A 19,051-nucleotide genomic window follows, 5' to 3' on the forward strand; every position below is an offset into this window, starting at 1 on the left:
AATAACCCTAGGTAATCAATGTAAATTTTATATCGTCATTGTGACGATATTGCGTAGCTTGGCACTCTGTTTATCACAGAATTGTGAGTTTGAGCTATAGCGCGGCAACCTTTGTTATTAAGTTTTTGGGCTTGTGGCTGGTTCGCGACAGTGCTCAAAAAAAAGAGTGCCCAAGGTGGGCACTCAAAGCGGTTGCGAAGGGAGAAATGGGAAGGGTTGGGTGTGACGTTAGTGGATAAGCATTAGTAGTTAGCGAGTAAGCACCAGTGCATTGGCCTGAAAACTTAACCGCGCCATTTGCCCTTGGTCTTGCAGCTCTAGCTCGTTGAGTTCAAAGGGCGGTTGCAGGCCCGATGCTTGGATGAGCGTTGGGTCAAACATCAGCTTGAGTTTGGGGGATTCGGGCGTTAACCAAGTCGCCGCTTGAGTGCGCATAATCGCGACCTTTTCGCCCTCGGCATTGGTGCCCGTTAGCACGCCACTCAACCCAAAGCGTCCCGCTTCGGCGATATCGAGCTCAAAGTTGGCTTGATTCGGCACGCCTTTATCCCAAACGGTTAGCACTTCGGGTTTGATGCTGGCCGAGTTCACATAGGACTTAAACGCGGTTTTCACCGTGCGCTGTACTGGGCGGCCATCGACCAGAGTCTGGACTGTGACTTCGATTTCACTCAGCCCCGCATTGCTGCTGGCAAGCGGTAAGTCGGCGGGCACTAAAGCCTGCCATTCATCCCCCTGTTTCACCATGGCCAGCGCTTGCTCTGTGCCATCGGCTTGCTTGAGTTTGGCCTGAGGCGCAAATTGATTATCGCTTTGGCTTAAGGCGAGTTTTACCCCAACCGTTTGGGCATCGGCCGCAATCGCGCTCGGCGCCTTGATACTCAGTTGATAGGGCGAGCCTTTTTCCTTCACGTTGACCAGATAGTTGGCCTTAGCGACTAAGGGCTGGCTGACTTGCAGGCGATATTCTCCGGCCGTGGCCTTTTCAGACATTTGCAGGGCGCTGGAGTCATCGGCTAAGCCTACGCTCGCTAAGGCGTCGGCGCTCACCAGCGATTTAACTAAAGATTCCGTTGCTTGTGGGCTGGCGTTTTTCCCCTGCGGCGTTTGGCCTATCCGCTGAATTTGCACCCGCTCGGGGGCAACGGCATCGGCATGCATTAAGGCGCCTGTGCTGACATCGCCGCGTGGCGCAATCCGCACTAAGCTGCCCGCTTGGCTCAAATTGAGCTGCACACCAGCATTTAGCTCGGCGCCGGTGACATTGAGCCAATACTCATCACTCTGGCTTGCCTGCTCAAGCACGGGCTGACTGGCTTGGTATTCGCCGTAGAACGGGGTGATAAAGCTGACGTAATCGGTACTGGTATTAATCGGCGCGAGGGTTGGCGAGGCGATATTGGTATCGACAAGATCGCTCTGCGTCGGCGCGGCTAAGGTTAAGCCCTTGGCATACATTGGGCTGGCTTCTTTTTGTGGCTCTGGCGCGGGCGCCTCATCCTGACAGGCACCGAGCAGGCCACCTAAGATAACGAGGCTGACCATTTTGCTTAAGGTGCGGAGTGTAAAAGGTTGCATGTTAGGCTCCTTAAATATGGTTGCGGATCAGCGTGTCTAAGTTAAAGCAGGCACGGCGACTCTGCTGATGGCTTAACGGTTCTTGGCCTCGGGTCTTTTGTTTATCGGTAAACCAGACTGTGCCTGCGGCTTTTTGCGAGCTGCAATTTAAGAAGCCGTCGGAGCAGCTATCGAGCCAGTTTTGGGTGGTTTCGAGGGCGACCTGATATTGATAGCCAGCGCAGTAGCTGTCGCTGTCCCAAATGGCGGAATCCACATCCGAGCCGACAACCACCTCGAAGGGTTTACCTAAACTCGGCCGACCCGAGGTGCCATAGAGCCAAGTGTTGTTGTAGTTTGCCATCCAGCCGACTTGCTGTTGTTTGACCGCATTGCTGCCATAACCTAAGAGCCAACCTAGGCTGGTTTCGAACACATTGCCTTGATTGACCGCATCGGCCAGCGGCGTGCCGCCACTCGAGGGGGCGAGGGCGATGACTCTGGAAGTGGCTTTGATCACCGCAGGATAACGGCTGTCCCAGGTGGGGTTGGATAAAATCCAGCGCACCACATTGCCGCCATTGGAGTGGGTGAGCAGGATTAAATCATCAATATTCTTCGCTTGAATAAAGCTATTGAGCTGAGTGGCAAGGCAGCCAGCGGCCGTTTCTTCCCACATATATTGGTCGAAGTCACAGTTGATGACAGTGTAATTATTGGGAACGGGGATCCCTTGGCGCACCGAGTTAACAAACTCCGATGTCCAATAGTCGGCTAACGCATTGGTTTGGTGCCCCGTTCCGTGGACAAAGGCGATACCCGTTGCAGCAAATACCGCGGGGCTGACAGCTAACAGACCCAAGAGCATTAAGGTGTTTTTTATCTTCATGGGTGTTTCTCATCTCTTAGTGATTGAGCACGGCCTTGCAGTCCATTGCTAACGGCCATTGAGTGTCGGGTGAATGGCGTTAAGTCGCAGCGTTCGGCATGGCAAGCGTTTGTCAGGTTTTAATCAATACGGCGAAACCTTGGGAATGGAAGCCTAAAACACATCATTACTAGGCTTTAGCATCGGGGGTTAAACTGGCCCGACGTCCACTCTGGGTTATTAACCTAGTCGCAACATTTTCTGCTGGCAAGCAAAAATTCACCATACAATTTAATGACATAGCGACAATCTTTTGACTGTGTTTTAATAGGGTGGATGGACACGCTAATTACTTGATCAGTAAACGCTAATAAAACGCATGGCGTGTTAAGCTGTTTAAATTTGCCTAAAGCTGTGGGAAATTATTTTTATTAACACTGATAGGCTAATCAGTTTATTGTTCTGTATATCAAGATGTTTACACTTTCAGGAGGCACTTTTGGCTATTACACAACAGGAAATGAGCCGCTGTTTAACCGAGCTGAATTGTCGCAGCAATTTTTCGGTGAAGAGCATTACCGAATACATGTTGCCGGAAACCAAGGAAGCATTTTATCTGCATATGGAGGGCAAAACCGCGCAGCTGATTATTCGCCCAGCCTTTGAGGTGTTTTCAAGCGAACTAGCCACCTTAGCGGGCGTACATGCCAAGTATGACTATTACCACAATGCGGAAATGACGCGATTCCCCAAGAGGTTACATAAGAGCCTTAACGAAACCCACTACGGATTGGCGTTCAGTTTCGATACCCTTGAAGCTGTGCAGCAATTTATCGCACGTTTAAGCGCCATCGTTAAAGGGGCGTAAGCTGTAGCCTAAAATCTCAGCCTTGAACCCTGAGCCTTAAGCTCAACTCCTGCGTTTAAGCCGTTAAGTGAGAGGTAAAAGTGGCTTAAGCGGCTGAAAGCTCTACCTTAAGCCTTTTAGGTTAAATTCCTCAATTTGAATCAAAATGAGGAATTTAACTGCTGCCTTTTCCAGCAGCTTTTCAGTATATTCATCAATAGATGAATTCTGCTGGAGCTGGTTATGTCGCTTATTCCCAGCCGCCCCCGTGGGGTGGTGCCATTTGCTACTCATGCCGACACCTCCCAGGCGGCAGGCCGCCCTAAGGGCAACTCAGATGCACGCCAACGGCTGATCACCGCCGCCGTCAGCCTCTTTAGTGAACGCAGTTATCCCACAGTGTCGACCCGTGAAATTGCCCGAGTGGCCGAGGTGGATGCGGCGCTTATCCGTTATTACTTTGGTTCTAAGGCAGGGCTGTTTGAGCTGATGGTGCGCGAAACCCTCGAGCCTGTGATTACCCGTTTACGAGAAGTGTCCACGGCGCAAGCGCCTAATAATGTGGGCGATTTAATGCAAACCTATTATCGGGTGATGGCGCCCAACCCCGGATTACCGCGATTGATTGTCCGTGTGCTGCAGGAGAGCGATGGCACTGAAGCCTATCGGATCATGCTGTCTGTGTTTGAGCAAATGCTGTCCCTCTCGCGCCAATGGCTCGAAGCCTCATTTGTTAGCGCTGGCATTCTCAAGGAGGGGCTAGATCCGAATTTTGTGCGCCTCAGTTTTGTCAGTTTGATGGTGTTTCCGCTGATCGCGCCTCCGGTATTGATGCGTCAGTTTGGCCTATTTAGTACCAGTGGCACGGATTTACAACGGTTAGCGCTACACAATATGCAGGTATTTACGCAGGGGGTGATGCGTGAACCTAGGAGTGAATTATGATTTTAACCAATAGGTTAACAGTTAGGTCGGTTAAGGCGCGGCAACCTTCTCCCCGAGGATGGGGCAAGCTGGTGGCGAGTTTATTGGGCGCGGCGTTGTTGCTGCAATTGACGGCCTGCGGCGATGAATCGCCCCGCGTGCTGGGCACTGTCGAACGCGACAGGTTAACCCTCACCGCGCCCGTGGGGGAGCTGATCAAGCGGATTAATGTAGTTGAAGGCCAGCAAGTGCAGGCGGGGGAAGTGTTACTCGAGCTGGATAGTACAGCCGCTCAGGCGCGCTTTGGCCAGCGTCAGGCCGAGCTTAAACAGGCGCAGGCCAAACTAGAGGAAGCCGTGACGGGGGCTCGCTCGGAAGACATAGATAAAGCCCGCGCCGTCCTCGATGGCGCCAATGCCAGCGTGAAAGAGGCGCGGCAGAATTTTGAGCGTACGCAACAGTTATTTAAGACTAAGGTGCTCAGTCAAGCGGACTTAGATGCGGCGCGCGCGGCGCGTGATACCAGCCTTGCCAAGCAGGCCGAAGCCGAGCAGAGCCTTAGACTGCTGCAAAACGGCACCCGCAGCGAGCAACTCGAACAAGCCAGAGCCGCAGTCGAGGCGGCCATGGCTGGCGTGGCGCAGGAGCAAAAAGCCCTCAAGGATTTAAGCCTAGTGGCGGCAAGACCCGCAGTGGTGGATACCTTACCTTGGCGGGTGGGGGACAGGGTGGCCGCAGGTAGTCAACTCATTGGTTTATTGGCAATTGAACATCCCTATGTGCGGGTGTATCTGCCTGCAACTTGGCTCGATAGGGTTAAGGCGGGGAGCCAAGTGAAGATCCTTGTCGATGGTCGCACCCAGCCTATTGCAGGCACTGTGCGTAATATTCGCAGTCAACCGGCTTACACTCCTTTTTATGCGTTAAATGAGCGTGATAGGGCACGACTGATGTATCTCACCGATATCGATATTGCGCCAGAGGGAGAGGATTTACCCACGGGAATGGCCCTTGAGGTACTGCTGCCATGAGTGCTCAACAGGCTTCAGCAGGGATATCCGTCGCTGGGACATCAGCGGCAGAAACATCAAACGTGGCTTCTGAGTTTGCTATCGAAACCCGCGGCATGACCCGCGCCTTTGGCGGCATCAATGCGGTCGAAGATCTCGATTTAGCTATCCCTAAGGGCACGATTTATGGATTTTTAGGCCCCAATGGTTGCGGTAAATCGACCTCCATTCGGATGTTGACTGGGCTGCTGAGTCCGACCTCGGGGGATATTCGGGTGCTGGGCGAAACCTTGCCCGGCGCCGAGGAAAAACTGCGCCGCCGCATTGGCTATATGACGCAAAAATTCTCCCTCTACGACAATTTGTCGGTGCGGGAAAACCTTGAGTTTGTGGCACAAATTTATGGGCTGAATCGTCGCCAAACCAAGGCGCGTTTGGCCGAGTTATTAAGCCTTTACGATTTGGCGGGGCGCGAGAAGCAAATGGCGGGCTCCATGAGTGGTGGGCAAAAACAGCGTCTAGCCTTGGCCGCCGCGACCTTACATCACCCCGAACTGTTATTTCTCGATGAGCCGACGTCGGCGGTGGACCCTGAAAATCGCCGCGAGTTTTGGGAACGGCTGTTTGACCTCTGTGCCCAAGGCACCACGATTTTAGTCTCGACCCACTATATGGATGAGGCCGAGCGTTGCCATGGTTTAGCGATTTTAGAGCGCGGGATAAAACGCGCCGACGGCTCGCCGCAACAACTTATGGCGGCCATGGGCGCGCGGGTCATTGAAGTGTCGGGGGAGGATTTACGCAAGCTTAAACAGTCGCTTATCAGCGACGCCAACGTGTTATCTGCGGCGCAGATTGGCAGTCGTTTACGGGTATTGGTGCAAAGTTCGATTGCAGATCCGCTGGCTTGGTTAAGTCCAAGGGTTGCGGGGCGGGCGCTGACCGAGGTGCGTCCAAGCCTTGAGGATGTGTTTGTGACTTGCACGGGGGGACGTGCCCAGCTAACGCCGCCAAACGGCAGTCAGGCCACGACAGTGGAGGCTCAAGATGTTACGTAGAATTTGGGCCGTAGTCGTCAAAGAACTCAGGCAGCTATCGCGGGATCGCATGACCTTCGGCATGATAGTAATGATTCCTTTAGTGCAGCTGATGCTGTTTGGCTATGCCATCAATACCGATGCGCGCCATTTGCCCGCAGGTTTAGTGAATTTAAGCGACTCCGCCTATAGCCGCGCCTTGGTCAAAGCGGTGGAAGCAACTCAAGTCGTTGATTTTAAGCATCGCTATCTGAGCGCCGCCGAGGCGGATGCGGCCATCACTCGGGGCGAAGTAAAAGCCGTGCTGTATTTAGGCGCCGATCTCGACGAGCGTTTAGTGCGACATCCCGCCTTTGCAGGGCAGGCCTATTTTGCCGAGCCCGTGGGTCAATGGTTGGTGGATGGCTCGGATACTGTGGTCGCTTCTACCATTCGCAGTTTAAGGCAAATGCCACTGGATGAAATTGCGGGCAGGGCGGTTAAATCGAATCCCCCCAGTTTTGAGGTGGTGCAGTACTTTAACCCTGAGCAGCGTTCTGTGGTGAATATCGTCCCCGGCCTCTTAGGGGTCATTTTGACTATGACCATGGTGATGTTTACCTCGGCCGCAATTGTGCGCGAGCGAGAGCAGGGCAATATGGAGTTTTTAATCACCACGCCGGTGAGGCCGCTCGAGCTAATGCTTGGGAAAATCACCCCTTATGTATTAGTGGGCTTTGTGCAACTGGCGATTATTCTTACCGCTGGGCATTTACTGTTTGCAGTGCCGATCCGCGGCGGTTTGGATTCGATTGCGCTGGCGGCCATGTTGTTTATCTGCGCCAGTTTGACCTTAGGCCTAGTGATTTCGACCATAGCGAAAACCCAGTTACAGTCGATGCAGATGACGGTGTTTATCCTGCTGCCGTCGATTCTGTTGTCGGGTTTTATGTTCCCCTACGAGGCCATGCCCGTGGCGGCGCAGTGGATTGCCGAGGCGTTACCCGCGACGCACTTTATGCGCATGTCCCGCGCGATTGTGCTGAGGGATGCCGAGGTGAGTGACTTGCAATTTGATGCGCTGTGGATGATTGGCTTTACCTGCCTAGGGCTGCTGGTGGCAAGCCTGCGATTCTCTAAACGTTTGGATTAACGGCTCTCGCTTTGGGCGCGAGTTTTGACTTAACGCAAAGTATTGGTAAAGAATCGGACTAAGTCGTTGAAATGGATGTTAGTTACTTTAGAACTCGCTTACACTGCTGCTAATAAAATGTTCCTTTGCGGTATTGGCTTTGCGGATCCCTTGGGGGAGCGGAGATGCAAAGCGTGTGGCGCATCCTCGCCACAAGATGCGCAAAGGGATGGGGATCAGTTTAGCGAAGGAATTCAGTATGTCTGCGATTGTGTGTCAAAGTGCCCTCGAAGCGGTATCGCTTATTCAAAGTGGCGAAACCCTGTGGACCCATTCCATGGGGGCGACCCCCAGAGTCTTATTGGATGCGCTGGCAAAACATGCGCTCACCCTTGAAAATCTCACCTTATTACAGCTACATACCGAAGGCGCCGAGTCCTTAAGTCATCCCGATTTGCGTGGTCATCTGCGCCATCGTTGCTTCTTTGGTGGAGTGCCGACTCGGCCGTTATTACAAAGCGGTGACGCCGACTATGTGCCGATTTTCCTCTCGGAAGTGCCTAAACTGTTCCGCAGCGGCGAGCAAAAAATCGATACCGCGATAATCCAAGTGTCGCCGCCCGACAAACATGGCATGTGTTCCTTAGGGATTTCGGTGGAAGCCACCTTAGCCGCCTGCCAAGTGGCGGGTAAAATCATCGCCCATATCAACCCGCAAATGCCCCGCACCCACGGCGATGGGTTCATTCATATCGACCGTTTCGCCGCCGTGTATGAACAGAGCGCCAGTTTGCCCATCCATGCCTTTGCCACCGGCGATGCCGTGAGTTTGGCGATAGGTAAAAACGTGGCTGAATTAGTGTGTGATGGCGATTGTTTGCAGATGGGCATTGGTGCGATTCCCGATGCGGTGTTGTCTTGCCTGACCGAACACAAAGACTTAGGCGTGCATACCGAGTTGTTTTCTGACGGGATTTTGCAGTTGGTCGAAAAGGGCGTGATTAACAACAGCAAGAAACGTTTTTACCCCGGAAAACTGGTCACAGGTTTCGCCTTAGGAAGTCAGAAGTTATACGACTATGTGGATGATAATCCTGCGGTCATTTTTATGGATATCGAGCAGGTAAACGATACTGCGATCATTCGTAAAAACCCCAATGTGATGGCGATTAACTCGGCATTGCAGGTCGACCTTTCGGGCCAAGTTTGCGCCGATTCAATAGGCACTAAGATTTATTCGGGTGTTGGCGGGCAGATGGACTTTATTCGCGGCGCGGGGTTATCCGAAGGCGGCCGCTCTGTGATTGCCTTGCCAAGTACCGCCTCGGGCGGCAGGATTTCCCGCATTGCTCCTGTGTTATCGCCAGGTGCTGGGGTCGTAACGACGCGTGCCCATGTGCATTACATAGTGACCGAGTATGGCGCGGCGAACCTGCGTGGCCGCTCCCTGCGCGAGCGGGCGCAGGCGCTGATCAATATCGCTCATCCGGATTTTCGTGAGCAGCTTTGCCGCGATGCCTTCGAGGTGTGGGGATTAAGTCTGTAACCCTATCAATCAGTTACTCCTGAGTGCCGAGTTTGCGACTGCGCAGGCTCGGTACAGTACTAAGTGCCTGCTTTGATGCCAATTGTGGGATGTTTTGCTCGATTCGACGCCCTCAATGTTTTACCATGCCCACGCGATTTAATCTGGTCAGTGTGAATCGAATGGCTAAAAATTATTTTTAACTCTTTGATAGTAAAGGACTGAACCGCTTAATAACAGGAAGTTTGCCAATGTTGTACACCCTAGAAGCGACAACCCCACTCGAACAAATTTTTGTGAAGGCCTTCCAAGACAATCTGTATGCGGGCGAGTTTTATCAACAACTTAGCCAATCAACCCTGTTTATCTTGAGTGAGAGTAGCACTGAGGCGCCCGAGGCGGGTGAAGGTGCGATGGCTATCGGTATCACCCAGTGGTATGTCCCCCTTGAGGATGGCAGTGATCATCCTTTTACGCCGATTTTCACATCTCAAACCGCCGTCGATAAGGCCATCGAATTGATGAAGAGCGAAGGCACTGCGCACCATGGGGTGATGACACTCGATGCCGAGACGCTGTTCCAAGTGTTGCTGCAATCGGGGAGCGATATGGCGCTGAATCCTAACAGCAATATGTCGAAATCCTTAGATGCACACGAAGTACGCTTGATGCTGTCATCGCAGCTTGAGTTGGTGGAGCACAGGGGCGCACTCTCGTTATTTGGCAATATCGAGCCCCACGAGTATCCGCATTTCGCCCAGCTCAAAGCGTTGCTCGCGAACTATAAAGCTGTCGAGAAGGCCTATCTGTTGGAATCGTCACGCTTGGATTTTATTCGAAGTACGTCGGACCATGCCTTAAGCCTAGTGATCCAATTACCCGCTGAAAACTCAGAGGATATTAATCGTATTCGTGGCGATGTGAAGTTGCTCGAGCGTCAACTGGGGCAGGACAGCTGGCCCATTAAGGTGCATCATTTACATGGCGACAGCGTCGAGCCAATCGCGACATTTTGCCAAGCTAAGAGTGTGCCTTTTTACAGCCGCTCACTGCTGAGCAGTATTAAAGGTTGGTTTAAGTAACTCCAGTCGATAATAAAAAAACCAGCACAAGTGCTGGTTTTTTTATTGGGATTACCTTGGTTGATTATCTTGGCTAAATACTATTTGCCAGAGCAGCCATAGGTAGTGAGGTAAGCATCGGCCGCTTTCGCGTTAACGATACCATAACCGAAGTAGTTATCCTTACCCACAGTACCCGCATCCATTGCCGTTGCTTTGAGTGCATTACGGATTTGTGTACCAGTACATTGTGAATGGTTAGACCATACCAGTGCCGCCATACCCGATACTGCTGGTGTCGCCATTGAAGTACCGCTCATAAAGCCGTAGTCAACCGAATCGATTGAAACCGTTGCGTTTTGTGCCGCGATTAGGCTCGCTCTATCTTCAAATGCAGCGCCAACTGCAGGAATGGTGGTGGCGTTGGTATCACCCAAAGTGCCGTAGAGCATGCCCGCGACGTTGTTGATAACGATTGCACCGACACCGCCTGAGTTTTCACAGTTAAGCACTTTATCGTGGAAGGAAATCACGCCGCGATCGATTACGCAAATCTTACCGTTCGCGCCAGAATCCACGGCTTGAGCTGTGCCCATAAAGTAGGTATTACCTGTGGCTGAACCTGAGTTTTCCATTGCTGATGATGCGACTGTCGCGCCATCGGCGGTTAAGGTTGAGGCCGTTGCCATGCCAGCAGGGTAGGTTGATAGGGTATCGACACCGCCTGCGGTAACTTCAACACAGATGCCATCATCGTTGACGGCTTTTTTACCACGACCGCTCACGCAGCTTGGGTATTGGGAGAAGTCGGCAATCTTATTGTTGGCATCGTTAGCACCGATCATCATTACCGATGGGTAACCCGCTGGATAAGAACGAACCGAGTTACCGTCGTTACCCGCAGCCGCGACCACTAAACCACCCGCCGCAGTAAAGGCGTCGAAGGCATTCTTTTCAGTATTGTTGGCTGCGCCGCCACCTAAGCTCATGCTGATGATCTTAGCGCCAGCATTGCTACATTTGTTGGCTGCATAAGCTAAGTCAGAGGAGTAACCCCAGCCCGATGCGTTGAATACTTTTACGATGTGCATAGGTACGCCAGGCGCCATACCAACTACACCGATATTGTTGTCTGCCGCACCAATAGTACCCGCTACGTGAGTGCCGTGTGGGCCACCATTTTGGAACCAGTTACCCGTGCCAGGGTCGTTGTCGCCAGTGATGTTGTTCCAGTTAAAGTCAGGGTTTGAGCTATCTAAACCAGAGTCAATAATACACACCTTCATGCCAGCATTTGGGTTAAAGGTCACTTCGTTGGCATGGGATTGATATACCGCATAGGGCGTGACTTGCTGGGTCATTGGATTGCCCGCATCGTCGTTATACAACGCCATAGGATGGCGGCGAACGTCTTCTTCAATCAGGGTGATATGTGGATTGTTCAGCAGGCCTTTTACTTGGGCGAGATCTTTACCGGTAAAAGTCGCTGCAATAAATTCATCCCCTTCGAGATTGATTTCAGCACCTAATTTTTTAGCCAGTGCCTTCACAATGCCTGCATGACCCGCTTCGACTTGGATGACATAACGATTATCGTCGGCATGGGCTTGGGCAATAACGCCCACAGATAAGGCAATAACGGCACTCGCGATTTTGGTTAATTTCATTGTGCTTGCTCCATTTGTTATCAAGGTTGTAAGACCTAAGCGACACGGAGCATCTACTTGCGCTCCTATGGACAGACGGGCGTCTGCTGACTTAGGCGATTTCAACCTAACACAGGAATTCGCATTTAACAAATAAATAACAAAAGTAGCAATTTGCAAACATCTTGAGCTGTAAACAAAGAATGACAATCATGGTAGCGTTAACAGCCAAGCCATGTTGGGGAGAATAGATTGGTTAATTCACTCTAAGATAATGAATTATAGCTATGTTTTTATCTATGCTGGCAGAGATCAAAACCAACACTCACTTCGAAGATGAGTATCTGTTTATCGTCCTTAAAAAGGCCGATGAATGGCGTATCGATAGCTATAAGAATCGTCGCTATGGCAATGAGAAATGGAGCGCATAAATCCTGTGATTGGGTGTAAAGCGGTGCGACCTTTCTCAATGCCTATGCTTAGACGTTGTTGAGTTTATGGCTTTGAAATAAAAGCTATTTCCCCATGCACTCTGCGAGTAATTTAATAAAAAATTCGCTGCCTTTACGCTCACAAAATTGAATATTGCGCTCTGGAATCGATTCTGGGTCGTTGTAGTTAGCAAGGGCTAACTCCATACTGGCCTCGCGAATAATATGCAGGGTTGGGTAGGGGGCGCGGTTGGTAAAATTGGCCGCAGAATCCTGTGGTTCATCCTCGAAGCAATAGTCGGGATGAAAATGCGCGAGCTGATACACGCCTTCATAGTCGTTGTCGAATAAGGCGTCGTTCGCCATATCGACGAGATCGAGATAAGTGTAAAAGCCCTCAAAACCCCGCGGCAGAATAAACAGCGTGGTTTCGGCTTCGGGATGCGCATCTAGATATTGGCACTCTTCAATCAAGGCCTTAAGCACTAGCTTGACTTTGGTTTGTTCAACAACGAGATAGCGAATACTGCCGCGCTCGACCTCACGTCTGGCGAAGGGGCAAATATTGTATTTCATGATCACTTTTTTCACCCAGTTATCGGTTTGTTCAATGATCAGATCTATCTCATTCATGCTAGTGCTTAACTCTTACGGCCAAAATTAGGGGGCGATCATAGGGATGATAGACGCCACAAGCAAGATGGCCATAGTGATATTAAAGATCTTCTGCTGGCGCTCGTTTTTCAAAATACGTTTAAGCGCCACACCAAACCCAAGCCACACCACGGCGCAGGGAAAGGCCACACATAAAAACACTGTGGCGATAGTAACTACTTGCGGTGTGAGATCCTGTTGCACCGAGGTAAAAGTAGCAATCGCGCCCACCGCCATAATCCAGCCTTTTGGGTTAACCCATTGAAATGCGGCGGCTTGCAGAAAGCTAAAGGGTTTAGCGATGCTCTTGCCCTCCATCTTGCTACTGCTGTTGGCAATTAGCCAAGACAGGTACAGGAGATACACAATCCCAATCACTTTAATCACTTGGTGGATTATCGGGTAGGCTTGAAATAGGGCGCTTAAGCCTAGGCCAATGGCGAGGATCATAGTGGGAAAGCCTAGGCTAATCCCCATCAGATGCGGAATACTGCGTTTAACGCCAAAGTTGACCCCAGAGGTCATCAGCATAATGTTGTTAGGCCCTGGGGTGATCCCCGATGAGAAGGCAAACAACGCGATAGCGAGTATTAACTCCATAGATCTATTTCACACCTTTTGTTGTCGTTTTTGGCATTGTGATTGTGACTGAATTTGTCGCCTAGTGGCATGAGTGGCACAGACGCTAGGCGAGGCATTCTAGCGGGTAAATTGGGCCGCGCCTATACGCCCTGAGGGCTTTATAAAGTAACAAATCATAACGCATTGGGTAGAGTTGAGTGCCTTGCTGCTATTTTGCCGCAATCCTTGTCGATGACCATGATTTAACACTATGATGCATATCGACTTTCAGTCTGAGAAATAGCAACTATCCTTAAGCTGTAAAAATCGCAATAAAGGAAAGAGCATGTATTTATCACAAACCATTGGGCGTTTATTGACGCTATTAACCATCAGTTTGGCCGCGTTGACGGCCTGTGTGAGTGTGGATGATTCGCAGGCGCTGCGAACCACTATTGTGACTTCGGGGGACTTGAGCCTATTACCGCCGAGTGCCATGACCTATACTTGGCATCCCACCCTACAGAAGATCTTTGTTGACAGTCGACTCGATAAACAGCAAGTGCAGCAGCATATGCAAGATACGCTGAAAAAAGTGTTGCTGACCAAAGGGTATCGCTGGGTCGAAGATCCGCAGCTTGCTGATTTTCAAGTCGGCTTTGGCGTTGCCATGGGCACACAAATGTCGGACGAGCAGATACTCGCCGCCGCAGGCTTAGTGCCAGGGTTGTCAAACCAAGGTGTTGATCCTAAAAAATACGATAAAGGCTCAGTGCTGATTAGCTTTTTTAAGCCGACGGGAGTCGCAGGCCAACCCACAGAAATGGTCTGGCGAGTCCTTGCCCAAGGCTTTGCCAACATTAAAGATATGGATGAAGTTAAGGCCCGCTTCGATGGTTTAATCGATGAAATGCTGTTATCGCTGCCCGTCACCCATGCGGTGCAATAGTGCGGTTATCCCCGCTCGGTTGCAAACTGACTCATATAAACAGATAGCTAAAAACAGATGGTTATAAACAGATGGCTATAAAAAGAAGGTTATAAACTGACAGAATTAAGGCTGAAAGCTTAAGATCACTGTCATAAGGTATCCTCATAAGGCGAGTAAGATACTCGCCTTATGCTCTTGCGGGAATATAGGCTTAGGATGCCGCAATGATTGGCTAGACTGTTCTCTGAGCTATTTACAGTTACAGGTATTTTTACAGGACAGGATGTGACGTCCGCAGAGGATTTTTAAAGGGAGATTATGATGGCACAGAGTATCTTTGTTAATTTAGCGGTTGAAAGTGTTCAACAATCTCGGGCTTTTTACGCTGGCCTAGGATTTGGTATCAATGAGCAATACAGCAATGAGCAGGCTGCTTGCGTGGTGATTGCCGACAATATTTATGTGATGCTGCTGGCGAAGCCTTTTTTCGCTGGCTTTACCGATAAGGCGATTGCCGATGCCCGCACCACGACAGAAGTGCTCAATTGCCTAGACTGCGACAGTCGGGAACGTGTCGACCAACTGGTTAAGCTCGCAGAGCAACATGGCGGCAAAGCCTATCGTCAAGCGCAGGATCAAGGATTTATGTACGGCCACGCGTTTGAAGATCCCGATGGACATATCTGGGAACTTGTTCATATGGCAGCGCAAGTGGGTTAGGGCATCCTCTTGCACATTCCTCTAAACTAAGCTTGTCCAATAATAGCGCGCGTTGCGTGAGGCCTAAGCTGTACACAACGCAGCGCGCCTATGTTTAATTAACCAGCCTATATTAAGCTGACTTATTCCCTCGATTGGAAATATGAGTCTCAAGAAATTCCTTTATGAAATCAAAATCATCCATATTTATTTCCCTAGGCGTGAACGACACTTGGCCGGAAATGTGGGCAAAGTTGATCGTGAAGCTATGTGTGCCTCTGTATTTAAAGTATTTTGTACTGGCAATCTCATCCAAAGGGACAAACTGCTGCTTCATCTCAAAAAGATGAAATTCGGCATCGTAAATATGAAAAATGAGGCCTTCTTGATAGATATCAATGTAATAGCCATCTGGCCCCGCTTCGGCTAATTTCCTTTGTTCATTTTTAGCCGCTTTGCCTAGTCTTATCGATTCAGAAATGATCATGAAGACGAAGAAAAATGCCACCACAACGGCTAAAACGACAACAATTGTAAATCCTATATCCCATGGTTCTGTCGAAAGCGATGCCGTCAGTTCCTTCCAAGGACCGCTTGCTATTATCAGCGGGATTATCAAGAGCAAAAATATTCCAGATTGCTTATTACGTAATTTTTGTTGGAATGCACAGCGACGGATAAAATGTTGAGGTCCTTGTTTCACTAAAAATATTCCATATAAAGATGTTTTTTACTTTGGGGAAGCCTAGCGCCATTTTTATCCATAGGGAGGCAAGGCTTGAGTTCCTCGGGGTAATAACGAAACGGCGGCAATCAATTAACCTATGCTCTGGCACAGTATCAATACTTCAGCATGAGCATGTCGAGGTTTTCGCTATCAGTGTGTTGATAACCATGACAGATAGCAACACACTGAATTGCATAAAAATGAATTTATATTAGCTCTACGCTCACTTCATAGGCCGTGAATTTACGAATGTTAATCACACCGGTATCGAAGATCAGATACTGACCTTTAATCCCCTGTAAAATCCCTCTTACCACCTCATTTTTATCGAAGTTGTGGGAAGTGATCTTCTTCGGAAAGGTGTCGATGGGATAGTGAATCGACTGAATCGTTTCATCTAAACGCTCGATACTGTAATCGCCTTTTTGCATGCCGATTTCGTGCAACTTAGCCTCAATTTGCGGGATCAGTTCCGCCGCCTTAGCATTTAAATCGATATCGTCGGCGTGGCCCTTAAGCATGGTTTGCCAGTGGGTTTTATCGTTGATGAGTTTGGCTAACTCCACTTCCACTAGACCCGAGATTTGTCGTGTCGACACTTTAAAAATCGGTAAACCTTGAGTCGCGCCCTGATCTATCCAGCGAGTAGGCAATTGCGTGTGGCGAGTGATGCCGACTTTGATGCCTGAAGTATTGGATAGATAAACATAATGCGGCACAAAACAATGGCTTTGCGCCCACTCTGGCTCGCGGCAAGTACCTTGGTCAAAGTGACAGGTTTCGGGCTTCATAATGCACATATCGCAACTGGCGAGCTTTTGCATACACACAAAGCAATGGCCTTGCGAATAGCTCTTTTTGGTCTTTTTGCCGCAGTTACAGCAGAAGATGTTACCCGTGTGGGTCAGGGTTAGCGGCTTGCCAATTAAGGGATTCAGTGGCAGCAACTCGTCGCCAACAACCAGTTGATACTGTACTTGTTGCGCCTCATCTAAGTGTGCGCGCAGCTTTTTTAGCGTTCCTAACATAGGTGTTCCTAGTTTTTTATGGTGTCACTGGGTTTGGTAAGACACCCAGCGCACTTATGCATTCGTCATTGCGTGGTGTGCAGTATACAAGATTATCCCGCCGAGTTTAGATAGGAATTCTCGATTGAGAGCCTGACCCCATGCGTTGGTTTTTGAGTATCGCCAGTGAACCCAACGAGATGGCCAGCGCCTTTGCAGCCCAAATCACCCAATTGCAAAATACCTTGGGTAACAGCCCGTCAGTGAAGCCTCCTCCGGCCCAAATGTTGCGATGGTTTGATAAACGATTCCCCGAAGAAACCCATGATAGCACCCCGCTTATCGGCAATGTTGAGGCATTAAAGACGCTGTTTGCGAATTGGAATGCGGTGCCCGAAGTCGCGGTGATGCCGCTAAAGGCGTTAAAGCAGTTCTATCACCAGCAAACGGCGGTCTTCGGCTATGAGTTTTCGCTCTCTGCCCAGCAGTACAATGTCTATGGCCTCAAGGCCAGTTATGAGCAAAAAACGGTGTGGGGAGTGGAGATTTTACTGGAGGGGACAAAGGTGTTTCCTATGTCTGAGGTGCTTTGGGATAGCTTAGCAACTGCCTACGATCTTGATGGTCAAACCGCTCTCGCGATTGAGGCTTCCAACAAAGCGGTGCAGTTGGCAAAGCAATCCGACTCAGTGTTTTTAAATGAAATCTTGAGTCAGGCCAACAGCCTACAACGCAAGAATCGCCAGTAGGGCATGGCGTAAACGCTAACAGTATCGCAACATATTTGGACAAGCGCCCGGCATCTGGGTAATCTTGTCATCCTTTTGAATCATAGAGACTGTATCTTGCCAGCCAATTTTTTACTCTTGCTCGCCGCCGCCATTTGGGGCTTTGGTTTTGTCGCCCAAACCTTAGGGATGGATCATTTATCGCCCTTTGCATTCAACGGGCTACGTTTCTTAATTGGTACTGTATCACTCGTTCCTCTGGTGTGGTACTTGGCTCGGCAAGGCAAAATTCATCTCGGTACGCCCAAAGATTTTGCCATTGGCTGTGTTGCGGTGGGCGGACTGTTATTTGCTGGCGCATCGCTACAACAGGTGGGATTGCTTTATACCACGGCCGCTAACGCAGGTTTTATCACTGGGCTTTATATCGTGTTAGTGCCGATATTGGGCTTAGCCCTGAAACATGCTACCGGCGCCAATACCTGGGTAGGCTGTGGTATCGCCGTCGTGGGGCTGTATTTTTTAAGCATTAAAGACGGCTTTCACCTCGGTTATGGCGATACGCTGCAATTGATTGGCGCACTGTTTTGGGCGATGCATATTTTGGCGGTGGATCATTTTGCCAAGCGAATTTCGCCCGTGTTACTCGCCATGATGCAATTTTTGGTATGCGGCGTATTAAGCCTGCTGGTGTCGGCGGCCATTGAGGTCACGACTGTCGATAAGGTGATTGCAGCTTGGGGCTCACTGGCCTACGCGGGGCTGATTTCAGTGGGTATTGCCTACACTTTACAGGTGCTGGCGCAAAAGCATGCTCATCCTGCGCACGCAGCGATTATTTTGAGTTTAGAAACCGTGTTTGCGGCCATCGGCGGTATTCTGTTCCTTGGGGAAAGCTTAGGACTGCGCGCCTTGTTTGGGTGCGGCTTGATGCTGCTGGGGATGTTGATTTCCCAAGTGCCGCTGCGCTATTTGATTAAGTCTCGGCACCAGAAAGTCAGTTAGCTTGCCATAAAAAACGCCGCAGGGAGTGCCCGCGGCGTTTTTTGTTGAAGGTGTTGAGGGTTAACGGCTGAGTTTATCCAGCACTAAGTCATCACCGAGGGAGTAGAGGGACTGCACCAGTTGTTCCTCTTGAGCGAGGTCAGTTAAACCTAAGCCAATGGTGGCGCGAAACAGGGCGATACCGGTATGGCCTGCGGTCTCAAATTGGCTGCTAAACTGTTCGATATTGATACCAAGGGCGGTGATGCGATTGGAAATATCCAGCACTAATCCGGGTCTGTCGTAGGACACTAGGCTGTAGGTGAGCCGCTTAACGGGTTTGAGGGCGACCGAGGTTTTTGAATAGGTGAGGGTGAGGCCGTCGATACATTCCAAGGCTTCAATCAGCTCATCCATTTTCAGAGAAGGCACCTCGAGTAACAATATGGCGGCAAAGATCCCGTCAATATGGCGCAACTCTGAGTCTAACCAGTTGCCGCCATGGCGACTCACGGCGTGGGCGATTTGCTCGACTAATCCTTTTCTATCAGGTGCTTGAAGCGTGATTAAATATCGTAGCATGGCGACTGACTCCTATTTTTTGTAAAAGGCACCTGTTTTAAAATCGGGTGTAACACAACTGTCATCTTTGCGTCATATAATTCAACGCACTTAGAATGAAGGGTGTTGTTATTGCTCAGTTTATGCTCAAACAGTGTAAGCATAGCATTTCGCAATTCCTA

The 19,051-nt window shown here is 50.1% G+C and carries 19 protein-coding genes and 1 pseudogene; 12 read left to right on the plus strand and 8 right to left on the minus strand.

All coding sequences use genetic code 11. The features are described from left to right. Positions 1–249 precede the first annotated feature (249 nt). Both CF168_RS07135 and CF168_RS07140 read right to left on the minus strand, forming a co-directional pair. Positions 250–1,578, minus strand: a complete 1,329-nt coding sequence (locus tag CF168_RS07135; RefSeq protein WP_089067449.1) for a DUF4785 domain-containing protein — start codon at positions 1,576–1,578, stop codon at positions 250–252. Positions 1,579–1,588: 10 nt separating this feature from the next. After that, positions 1,589–2,446: a hypothetical protein gene (locus tag CF168_RS07140; protein ID WP_011623330.1), complete on the minus strand. Its 858-nt coding sequence runs from the start codon at positions 2,444–2,446 to the stop codon at positions 1,589–1,591. 499 nt (positions 2,447–2,945) lie between these two features. Between CF168_RS07140 and CF168_RS07145 the strand changes: the two genes are divergently transcribed. The 7 genes from CF168_RS07145 to CF168_RS07175 all read left to right on the plus strand — a co-directional run bounded on the left by CF168_RS07145 (position 2,946) and on the right by CF168_RS07175 (position 9,961). Continuing rightward, on the plus strand, positions 2,946–3,293 hold the full coding sequence (locus tag CF168_RS07145) for a hypothetical protein (protein ID WP_011623329.1): 348 nt from the start codon (positions 2,946–2,948) through the stop codon (positions 3,291–3,293). Positions 3,294–3,515: 222 nt separating this feature from the next. Next, positions 3,516–4,217 carry a TetR/AcrR family transcriptional regulator gene (locus tag CF168_RS07150; RefSeq protein WP_086902418.1) on the plus strand — a complete coding sequence of 234 codons (702 nt, stop codon included), beginning with the start codon at positions 3,516–3,518 and terminating at the stop codon, positions 4,215–4,217. Then, positions 4,214–5,227 (plus strand): HlyD family secretion protein, encoded by a 1,014-nt coding sequence (locus CF168_RS07155; protein WP_086902419.1) that lies wholly within the window; start codon positions 4,214–4,216, stop codon positions 5,225–5,227. The genes CF168_RS07150 and CF168_RS07155 overlap by 4 nt, the downstream gene beginning before the upstream one ends. A gap of 95 nt (positions 5,228–5,322) precedes the next feature. After that, the gene (locus CF168_RS07160; protein ID WP_206191663.1) at positions 5,323–6,264 is read left to right on the plus strand and encodes an ABC transporter ATP-binding protein; all 942 of its coding nucleotides are present in this window, start codon (positions 5,323–5,325) and stop codon (positions 6,262–6,264) included. After that, positions 6,254–7,375, plus strand: a complete 1,122-nt coding sequence (locus CF168_RS07165) for an ABC transporter permease (RefSeq protein ID WP_011626661.1) — start codon at positions 6,254–6,256, stop codon at positions 7,373–7,375. The genes CF168_RS07160 and CF168_RS07165 overlap by 11 nt, the downstream gene beginning before the upstream one ends. A 238-nt stretch (positions 7,376–7,613) precedes the next feature. Beyond that, positions 7,614–8,900 (plus strand): acetyl-CoA hydrolase/transferase family protein, encoded by a 1,287-nt coding sequence (locus CF168_RS07170; protein WP_089067450.1) that lies wholly within the window; start codon positions 7,614–7,616, stop codon positions 8,898–8,900. A gap of 230 nt (positions 8,901–9,130) precedes the next feature. Beyond that, positions 9,131–9,961 (plus strand): SseB family protein, encoded by an 831-nt coding sequence (locus tag CF168_RS07175; RefSeq protein ID WP_089067451.1) that lies wholly within the window; start codon positions 9,131–9,133, stop codon positions 9,959–9,961. A gap of 80 nt (positions 9,962–10,041) precedes the next feature. Here CF168_RS07175 and CF168_RS07180 read toward each other — a convergent pair whose 3' ends face one another. Further along, positions 10,042–11,607, minus strand: a complete 1,566-nt coding sequence (locus tag CF168_RS07180) for a S8 family serine peptidase (protein WP_089067452.1) — start codon at positions 11,605–11,607, stop codon at positions 10,042–10,044. A 266-nt stretch (positions 11,608–11,873) separates the two neighbouring features. On the opposite strand from CF168_RS07180, the gene CF168_RS22300 reads away from it, so the two are divergent. Continuing rightward, a complete protein-coding gene (locus CF168_RS22300; protein ID WP_157705932.1) occupies positions 11,874–12,017 on the plus strand; it encodes a hypothetical protein in 144 nt (47 codons plus the stop codon). An 84-nt stretch (positions 12,018–12,101) separates the two neighbouring features. On the opposite strand, the gene CF168_RS07185 is transcribed toward CF168_RS22300, so the two are convergent. Next, positions 12,102–12,650, minus strand: a complete 549-nt coding sequence (locus CF168_RS07185) for a DUF1415 domain-containing protein (protein ID WP_011623320.1) — start codon at positions 12,648–12,650, stop codon at positions 12,102–12,104. Between the two features lie 27 nt (positions 12,651–12,677). Then, a complete protein-coding gene (locus tag CF168_RS07190) occupies positions 12,678–13,271 on the minus strand; it encodes a LysE family translocator (protein ID WP_011623319.1) in 594 nt (197 codons plus the stop codon). A gap of 307 nt (positions 13,272–13,578) precedes the next feature. Between CF168_RS07190 and CF168_RS07195 the strand changes: the two genes are divergently transcribed. After that, positions 13,579–14,181, plus strand: a complete 603-nt coding sequence (locus CF168_RS07195; protein WP_088210696.1) for a DUF4136 domain-containing protein — start codon at positions 13,579–13,581, stop codon at positions 14,179–14,181. Between the two features lie 303 nt (positions 14,182–14,484). Further along, positions 14,485–14,883: a VOC family protein gene (locus CF168_RS07200; RefSeq protein ID WP_088210697.1), complete on the plus strand. Its 399-nt coding sequence runs from the start codon at positions 14,485–14,487 to the stop codon at positions 14,881–14,883. A gap of 112 nt (positions 14,884–14,995) precedes the next feature. On the opposite strand, the gene CF168_RS07205 is transcribed toward CF168_RS07200, so the two are convergent. Beyond that, positions 14,996–15,565, minus strand: a complete 570-nt coding sequence (locus tag CF168_RS07205; protein ID WP_089067453.1) for a hypothetical protein — start codon at positions 15,563–15,565, stop codon at positions 14,996–14,998. Between the two features lie 230 nt (positions 15,566–15,795). Next, on the minus strand, positions 15,796–16,617 hold the full coding sequence (locus tag CF168_RS07210) for a DUF2797 domain-containing protein (protein WP_089067454.1): 822 nt from the start codon (positions 16,615–16,617) through the stop codon (positions 15,796–15,798). A gap of 137 nt (positions 16,618–16,754) precedes the next feature. Here CF168_RS07210 and CF168_RS07215 point away from each other — a divergent pair. Beyond that, a pseudogene (locus tag CF168_RS07215) lies at positions 16,755–17,345 on the plus strand (alpha/beta hydrolase); the annotation flags it as partial. 96 nt (positions 17,346–17,441) lie between these two features. Continuing rightward, positions 17,442–18,329, plus strand: a complete 888-nt coding sequence (locus CF168_RS07220; protein ID WP_089067455.1) for a DMT family transporter — start codon at positions 17,442–17,444, stop codon at positions 18,327–18,329. Between the two features lie 60 nt (positions 18,330–18,389). Here CF168_RS07220 and CF168_RS07225 read toward each other — a convergent pair whose 3' ends face one another. Next, the gene (locus CF168_RS07225) at positions 18,390–18,890 is read right to left on the minus strand and encodes a glycine cleavage system protein R (protein WP_011623313.1); all 501 of its coding nucleotides are present in this window, start codon (positions 18,888–18,890) and stop codon (positions 18,390–18,392) included. Positions 18,891–19,051: the final 161 nt, after the last annotated feature.

The sequence above is a fragment of the Shewanella bicestrii genome, from assembly GCF_002216875.1.
GTDB lineage: Bacteria > Pseudomonadota > Gammaproteobacteria > Enterobacterales > Shewanellaceae > Shewanella > Shewanella seohaensis.